This is a genomic window from Streptococcus sp. HMSC068F04, assembly GCF_001837455.1.
In the GTDB taxonomy this organism is placed as follows: domain Bacteria; phylum Bacillota; class Bacilli; order Lactobacillales; family Streptococcaceae; genus Streptococcus; species Streptococcus salivarius_D.
Genome location: NZ_KV832478.1, coordinates 1 through 7,823, shown reverse-complemented (window position 1 = coordinate 7,823; position 7,823 = coordinate 1). Strand labels below are relative to the sequence as shown.

The window sequence follows — 7,823 nt, the reverse complement described above, 5'->3', positions numbered from 1 at the left end:
AAAGTATGCACTTAATTTGACAATTCAAGATATAAAAATACCCGAAGCTAGAAACCTCGGGTATTCATTATTCTTATTTAATCGCTTCAATCAAAGCTTCCGCTTGATTCTGAAGGCTTTCAAGAACTTCTTCAGTTGCTAGGAATTTCCCATCTGCCCAGGCTGTATCATTTACACGTGTCGCTGTAAAATCACCAACCACTTGGGTACGGATAAATGGTAACAAGTCTTTGTAGGCATCAAAAAGTTGATTGTGACCACCATTAGCAACTGATGACACGGTTACAATCTTATCTTGAAGAGCTGATGGCCCTGAAGGATCTGATAGGTCAAGGGCACGGCTCAACCAGTCAAGCAAATTTTTCACTGGCCCAGGAATTGAGAAATTATAAACCGGTGAAAAAATCCAAATTGCGTCTGCTGCCAAGATCTGTTCTCGAACTTCTGCCAAAACTGGAAGAACTGGACTTTCTAAATCCTGATTAAAAACAGGTACTTGACTATAGTCAAGATAAGAAACATTAGCTTTACCAGCTAGCATTTTCTCAGCTTCTTCTGCTAATTGGTGGTTAAATGATCCCTTGCGAAGAGATCCAACGATAAATAGAATGTTTTTCATGATACGTTTCCTTTGTATTTCTAATAATTAATATTTACTACTACATAGTAATATATATAATTCCATTAGAAATATAAAGAAATATGCTCAGACATTCTTAAATTTTTTCAGGAGCTCTACCAACTGTGCCTGCTCTTCAGGTGTCAGAACGGAAAAAGTCTCCTCAATAGCTCGCTGATGTGGCGGGATTGCTGCTTGAATAATACGACGGCCCTCATCCGTCAAATCAACCTCGAAAGCACGCTTATCTGTTTGGCAGGCTTCTCGCGTCAACCAACCTTTTTTCTCCATATTTTTAATGACAACAGTCATATTCCCGGAGGTGGCAAGCATGCGGTCAATTAATTCGCCAATCTTCATACGTCCTTTGGCATTAAGCACGTCCATGACACCAAATTGAGTTGGTGTCAAATTAAATTCTTTAAAGGTCTCAGAAACCTTGGCATCGATGGTACGAAAAGCCTTACGCATAACTACCATACTTTTTACAGCCATGTTTTTATCTAAGTCACTCATTTCTAGTCCTTTCCAAATAGATGCTGTTTTTATTACTCTACCACAGTTTTTCTAAAAGTGGTATATGAAAATGAAAAAATAAGAAAAAAGAGTCCTTAGATATCTAACCAATACCTCAGAACTCTTTCATTTCTAACTATTACGATTCCAAAAAAGGGCTAATAAGATAACAGCACCTAGTACTGAAGGAACGATAGCAGTATCTGCTAGCATCGGTCCCCAATTTCCAAAAAGAAGCTGACCAACAAAAGCACCTAGCCATCCAACAAAGGTCTTACCAATACAGCCCATATGTTCACCCCTATTTGATATAGCAGAGGCAATAAGGCCAATTAGAAAACCAACTATCATACTTCCAATCATGATAAATTCTCCATCATACTTAGATTACCCAATCCCCATTTCGGAAGATCGGTACACGACTACCATCTTGGCGGATACCATCAATATCCATTTGATTTGAACCAATCATAAAGTCTACGTGTACATCAGAACGATTAAGTCCAGCTTCCTTAAGCTCCTCTTCTGTCATGTCTGCCCCTCCCTTAACACTAGTAGCATAGGCTGCTCCAATAGCTAGGTGGTTGGATGCATTCTCATCAAAAAGAGTGTTAAAGAAAGTGATGCCTGACTGTGAAATCGGACTTGGATCTGGAACCAAAGCACATTCACCTAGAGCACGCGCTCCATTATTGTTGAAGACGAGATTCTTCATCACTTCATCACCTTGATCCGCTGTGATATCTACAATTTCACCATCTTTGAAGGTTACCTTGATTCCCTCAATAATATTACCATTGTAGCTTAGAGGCTTTGTGCTTGAGACATAACCATCTGCACGATGAAAATCTGGTGCCGTAAAGACCTCTTCTGTTGGCATATTAGGAAGGAAACCTTCACCTTGCGCATTAATGGCACCTGCAGACTCCCAAACATGGTTTTTAGGCAATCCTAGAGTCAAATCTGTTCCAGGTGCTTGGTAGTGTAAGGCTGAGAATTGTGCCTCATTGAGTAGGCGTGCTTTAGCATCCAAACGGTCAGCATGTTCCTTCCAGGCACGTACAGGATCCTCTTCATAAACACGACAGGTCTTGAAAATTTGATCCCAAAGTAAATCTACAGCTTCCTCATCACTCGAAGCATCAGGAAAGACCTTCTTAGCCCATTCCTTACCAGCTGCAGCAGCTACAGTCCAACTAACCTTATTAGACTGAGTTGCCACCTGCATAGGTTTAAAGGCCACTCCAGTAGCTTTAGCATGAGCAGATAAACGTTCCGGAGCTACACCATTAAGGGCACCTGGATCTGATGAACGAACGCCTAAGCGACTTGCCTTCTTGGCCAACAAATATTCCATCTCAGCTTTTTTATAAGCAGGAACCTCTTCGATGCGGTCCATATCAGCATGCAAGAAGCGCTCGCGATTAATAATATCATCTGACCATTGAACGATTACCTCAGCTGCTCCTAGAGCATAGGCTTCTTTAACTAAGAGATGAGCTAGCTCTGCTTGTTCTACATCAATGCTCAAGGCCACTGTGTGACCAGGTTGTACATTAATCCCATTAGCAACCAGTAATCTAGCATATTTCTCAAGATTTTCTTTAAAATTTGGTAAAACCATAATTAACTCCTTGAAACTATAATTTTCTATCAGTATACCATAAGACGAAGAAAAAGGTTTCCTCTCAGCTTTGGCTTTTTAGCATCTCATGCAGCCCCCTAAACAAAAAGAGAACAGAGACTGACTCCATTCTCTCAAAGTTGATGACGATTCTCTTTAGCTATTAAAAGAAATCATCAAAAAGACTTAATTGATTATCTTCTGGCATATTTCCTAGGATTCCCATTTCATCCAATTTTTCAACCAAGGTAGATGATAGACCTCCTCGTTTACGCAATTCTGTCTTGGAAAGGAATTCACCTTCCTCACGCGCAGCAACCACTTGCTTAGCAACGTTCTCACCCAAACCTTCAAGTGCAATAAACGGTGGAATCAAAGTATCTCCTTCAATCAGAAATTCAGTTGCCTGACTCTTATAAAGATCCAACTGACCAAAGGTAAAGCCACGTTCTAACATTTCATTGACAATTTCAAGCGTCGTAAATAAGTCATTTTCAACATTAGTCGCTTCATTTCGTTGGCGTTTCTCCTTAATATCTTCCATTCGAGCTTTAACAGCATCAAGACCCGCAGACATCGTCTTAAGCTCAAATGCTTTAGCTCGAATTGAGAAATAGGCACAATAGTAATAAATAGGATGGTGCACTTTGAAATAAGCTACACGTAGGGCCATCATAACGTAGGCTGCCGCATGGGCTTTAGGGAACATGTACTTGATTTTACCACAAGATTCAATATACCAGTCTGGAACATTATTTTCACGCATAGCTTGAATATAGCCATTACGCTCTTCTTCGGAAATCTTCAACCACATCCCCTTACGCACACGTTCCATGATTGTGAAGGCCATCTTAGGATCTAATCCCGCATGCATTAAGTATACCATGATATCATCACGACAACCGATAACTGTTTTCAGAGTGGCGATACCTTCCTTAATCAAATCTTGTGCATTACCTAACCAAACGTCTGTTCCGTGGGACAAACCAGATAACTGTAAGAGTTCCGCAAAGGTCGTCGGATGCGTCTCGTCGACCATACCACGAACAAAGTTAGTCCCAAACTCAGGGATTCCCAACATTCCCGTTGGTGTCCCAATCTGTTCAGGTGTTACTCCTAAAATATCAGTCCCTGAAAAAAGTTTCATTACATCTGGATCATCTGCTCGAATATCTTTTGGATCAATTCCTGATAAATCCTGCAACTTACGAATCATAGTCGGATCATCATGTCCCAGAATATCAAGCTTCAACACGTTCTCATCAATATCGTGGAAGTTAAAGTGAGTCGTCTGCCAGGCAGCCGTTACATCATCAGCCGGATATTGAACAGGTGTGAAATCATAGACATCCATATAATTTGGAATAACAACAATACCACCCGGGTGCTGACCAGTGTTTCGCTTAACACCCGCAGCCCCCATGGCTAAACGATCGACCTCGGCATCACGGTAAAACTTATTGTAATCACGTTCGTAACCTTTAACAAAACCATAAGCAGTCCGATCTGCAACAGTTCCTACTGTTCCGGCACGAAAAGCATATTGTTCTCCAAAAATATCACGAACGTCCAAGTGGGCTGATGGCTGATCATCTCCGGAAAAGTTCAAATCGATATCAGGTACCTTATCCCCATCAAAACCTAGGAAGGTCTCGAAAGGAATATCCTGACCATCTTTTTTATACTCCGTTCCACATTCTGAACATTCCTTATCAGGCAAATCGAAGCCAGATCCATAGGAACCATCTGTAATAAACTCTGAGTGTTGACAATTAGGACATAGATAATGAGGTGGCATCGGATTGACCTCAGTAATTCCAATCATCGTCGCAACAAAACTAGATCCGACAGATCCACGCGAACCAACTAGGTAGCCACGTTCATTTGAACGGTTAACTAGCATCTGCGAAGCCAGGTAGATTACGGCAAAACCATTACCAAGAATTGAAGACAACTCTTTCTCAATTCGCAGGTCAATAATATCAGGTAAAGGATTACCATAGAGCTCAAACGCTCTAGCATATGTCATCTCCGCAACCTGTTCTTCCGCTCGATCAATGAAAGGTGTGTACAAGTCTTTTTTGACAACCTCAACCTCTTCAATTTGATCTGCCATAGCCTGCGTATTAGTTACAACAATTTCATAGGCTAAGTCTTTTCCTAAAAAGGCAAAGTCGTCTAGCATCTCGTTAGTTGTCCTAAAATGAGCTTCAGGTAAAGGAGCAGGTTTCGCATTTTCTCCCTTACCAATTGGCCTATTAATCATGGCTCCTTGTCCCAAAGCGCGAACAATGATTTCACGATAAATGGCATCCTCAGGGTTGATATAGTGTACATTTCCTGTAGCCAGCACAGACTTGTCCAGACGATTAGCGACTTCAATCAAATCTCTAATCAGTTGTTCTATAGCCGCCTCATCCTTGATTAAATCCTTTGCAATCAAGGGAGCATAAATTGCCGGTGGCATAACTTCAATAAAGTCATAATATTTGGCAACTTCAACCGCCTTGTCAATACCGTGAGACAGAAGCGTATCAAAAACCTCACCATCAGCACAAGCAGAACCTACAATAATTCCCTCACGATACTCATCTAAGACCGTACGAGGAATACGTGCTACTCCCTCAAAGTATGAGACATTTGATAGACTTACCAACTTAAAGATATTCTTCAAGCCAGTTTGATTCTGAACATATAGAGTTGCATGTTTGACACGAGATTTTTTATACGAATCTTCAGAAACCAACTCCGTGTTCAACTGTTCCAGATTAGTCAAACCGTGCTTATCAAACACATCTTTTATGAAGATAAACAACAAACGACCCGTAGCTTCCGCATCATAATTGGCCATATGGTGATGATCCAAAGCCACACCAAACCGCTTCGTCAAAGGACCCAAACCATGACGCTTATACTCAGGATAAAGATTTCGTGCAAATTCTAAAGTATCAATAACCGGTTGTGAAATTGTTGGTAACTGATGTCTTTCGTAATTGGCATTCATAAAACCAACGTCAAAGGTCGCATTATGGGCCACTAGAACAGTTCCTTGACAGAATTCTTGAAACTCCTGTAAAACTTGCACTAAAGGTTTAGCACCCTTAACATGATTATCAGTAATACCGGTCAACTCAGTAGTAAATGCAGAAAGAGGATGTCCTGGATCTATGAATTCATCAAATTGCTCAATAATATTACCTTTATGCATTTTTGATGCCGCAATCTGAATCAAATCATTATGAACAGCAGACAAGCCCGTTGTCTCAACGTCAAATACAACATAAGTTGCTTCTTTTAATTCCAAATCCTCAGAATTATAAACAATAGGAACTTTATCCTCAACAAGATTGGCTTCAAGACCAAAAATAGCCTTAATCCCAGCTTTCTTAGCCCTATGGTAGCCATGAGGAAAGCTCTGAACATTAGCATGATCTGTTATAGCAACTGCTGGGTGTCCCCAAGAGGCAGCAGTATCAATAAGATCTTCAACAGTTGGCATTGCATCCATAGTAGACATGTTGGTATGCGCATGAAATTCTACACGCTTTTGTCCCTCAGGCATCAAATCCTTACGAGGAGTATGTGAAATTTCTTTAATATCTTGCACATTCATAGTCAGACTATGAGTGAAAGGATTATTCTCGATACGGCCACGAACCCTTACCCAGTTCCCCTTTTTTATCATATCGAACTTAGCAAGCTCATCACTATCTTTGACCCATCGTTGCATAGCAAAACTAGAGGTATAATCAGTTACCTTGAAATTAATAATAATTCGACCCGTCTTAGTTTCACGTTGCTCTACATCAAAAATATATCCTTCAAAAACAACACGATTCTCTTCAGAATTAATATCAACCATTGGCGTTATTTCAGCCTTATCAAAACTAGCTTGACGTTGACTTTGTTTCTCAGCAAAATTTTGTGATGGTTCGGTCACAGGTTTCGGTGCTGGGGCACTTTCAAGAATAGATTGAAGCGCTTGTCTTGCTTGAGACTCAGCTTGTTCTTGTAAAGAAACCTTATTTGTTTGGTAAGCCTCTTCTAAAGAAGATGAAGCTTCCTTATCTTCGACAACAGAAATGGATACATCAGATAAACCAACTTGAGAAAGAGATTTAGATATCAAAGAAATAAATCTATCTTGTAAATTTTCCTTTATAATATGCTCTGGAGCCTTAACAAAAATACTATTATTCGAAATCTCAACCTTTAGATTTGAGAATAAAGAATAAGTAGAAAAGTGTGACACTTTTAAACTATCTAAAGCATATGAAAAGTAATCTCCAAGTAAAGAATCATCGCAAGCAGTAGAAACTAAACGAATCTCAAAAGAAGCTTTAGCACCTAAAGAATTAAAAGAAGAGTGAAGTAAACTATCAAAAAGAGCAAAAGACTCATAAGACAGAACACTAGGAAAAGAAAAAACAAAGAACCATTGGCGTTTTGATTTAAATAGCTTTACTGTTTCAATAGAACCATCTTTAATTTCTTTAAAAGCATCGTGATCCTCAGGAAAACGAATTTGTTTTAAGAGAAGCTGAAATTTATCAGACATAAAAAATAAACTCCTATAGACAAAAAAACACTCCTTAAGGAGTGTAACTTATACCGGCGGCCGGGGTCGAACCGGCACGTCCTTGCGGACACTGGATTTTGAGTCCAGCGCGTCTGCCAATTCCGCCACGCCGGCAAAGTATAACTGGGGTAGCTGGATTCGAACCAACGCATGAGGGAGTCAAAGTCCCTTGCCTTACCGCTTGGCTATACCCCAAAAATATAGGCGAATGAGGGGAATCGAACCCCCGAATGTCAGAGCCACAATCTGATGTGTTAACCACTTCACCACATTCGCCACTTTACTAACACGGGCAGTAGGAATTGAACCCACACTGAAGGTTTTGGAGACCTTAGTTCTACCTTTAAACTATGCCCGTAACTATGGAAGGGGAGGGATTCGAACCCCCGAACCCGAAGGAGCGGATTTACAGTCCGCCGCGTTTAGCCTCTTCGCTACCCTTCCAAAATATAAACAAATGGCGCGAGACGGAATCGAACCGCCGA

The 7,823-nt window shown here is 40.5% G+C and carries 5 protein-coding genes and 5 tRNA genes; all 10 read right to left on the bottom strand.

What is annotated here, in order from left to right:
• Positions 1 to 73 precede the first annotated feature (73 nt).
• The 10 genes from HMPREF2571_RS04395 to HMPREF2571_RS04350 all read right to left on the bottom strand — a co-directional run bounded on the left by HMPREF2571_RS04395 (position 74) and on the right by HMPREF2571_RS04350 (position 7,782).
• Positions 74 to 619, bottom strand: coding sequence for an NAD(P)H-dependent oxidoreductase (locus HMPREF2571_RS04395; RefSeq protein WP_045768742.1), 546 nt, complete (start codon positions 617 to 619; stop codon positions 74 to 76).
• Between the two features lie 87 nt (positions 620 to 706).
• Complete coding sequence (locus HMPREF2571_RS04390) at positions 707 to 1,135, bottom strand: MarR family winged helix-turn-helix transcriptional regulator (protein WP_002886332.1); 429 nt, start codon at positions 1,133 to 1,135, stop codon at positions 707 to 709.
• Between the two features lie 132 nt (positions 1,136 to 1,267).
• Positions 1,268 to 1,498 carry a GlsB/YeaQ/YmgE family stress response membrane protein gene (locus HMPREF2571_RS04385; RefSeq protein WP_002886331.1) on the bottom strand — a complete coding sequence of 77 codons (231 nt, stop codon included), beginning with the start codon at positions 1,496 to 1,498 and terminating at the stop codon, positions 1,268 to 1,270.
• Positions 1,499 to 1,517: 19 nt separating this feature from the next.
• Positions 1,518 to 2,759: an aminopeptidase gene (locus HMPREF2571_RS04380; RefSeq protein ID WP_013989920.1), complete on the bottom strand. Its 1,242-nt coding sequence runs from the start codon at positions 2,757 to 2,759 to the stop codon at positions 1,518 to 1,520.
• Between the two features lie 163 nt (positions 2,760 to 2,922).
• A complete protein-coding gene (locus HMPREF2571_RS04375; RefSeq protein ID WP_049529005.1) occupies positions 2,923 to 7,317 on the bottom strand; it encodes a PolC-type DNA polymerase III in 4,395 nt (1,464 codons plus the stop codon).
• A 51-nt stretch (positions 7,318 to 7,368) separates the two neighbouring features.
• A tRNA-Leu gene (locus HMPREF2571_RS04370) sits at positions 7,369 to 7,452 on the bottom strand.
• Positions 7,453 to 7,461: 9 nt separating this feature from the next.
• Positions 7,462 to 7,533, bottom strand: a tRNA-Gln gene (locus tag HMPREF2571_RS04365).
• Between the two features lie 8 nt (positions 7,534 to 7,541).
• Positions 7,542 to 7,614, bottom strand: a tRNA-His gene (locus HMPREF2571_RS04360).
• Positions 7,615 to 7,625: 11 nt separating this feature from the next.
• Positions 7,626 to 7,696 (bottom strand) — tRNA-Trp (locus HMPREF2571_RS04355).
• A gap of 5 nt (positions 7,697 to 7,701) precedes the next feature.
• Positions 7,702 to 7,782: transfer RNA gene (locus HMPREF2571_RS04350), tRNA-Tyr, on the bottom strand.
• Between the last annotated feature and the right edge of the window lie 41 nt (positions 7,783 to 7,823).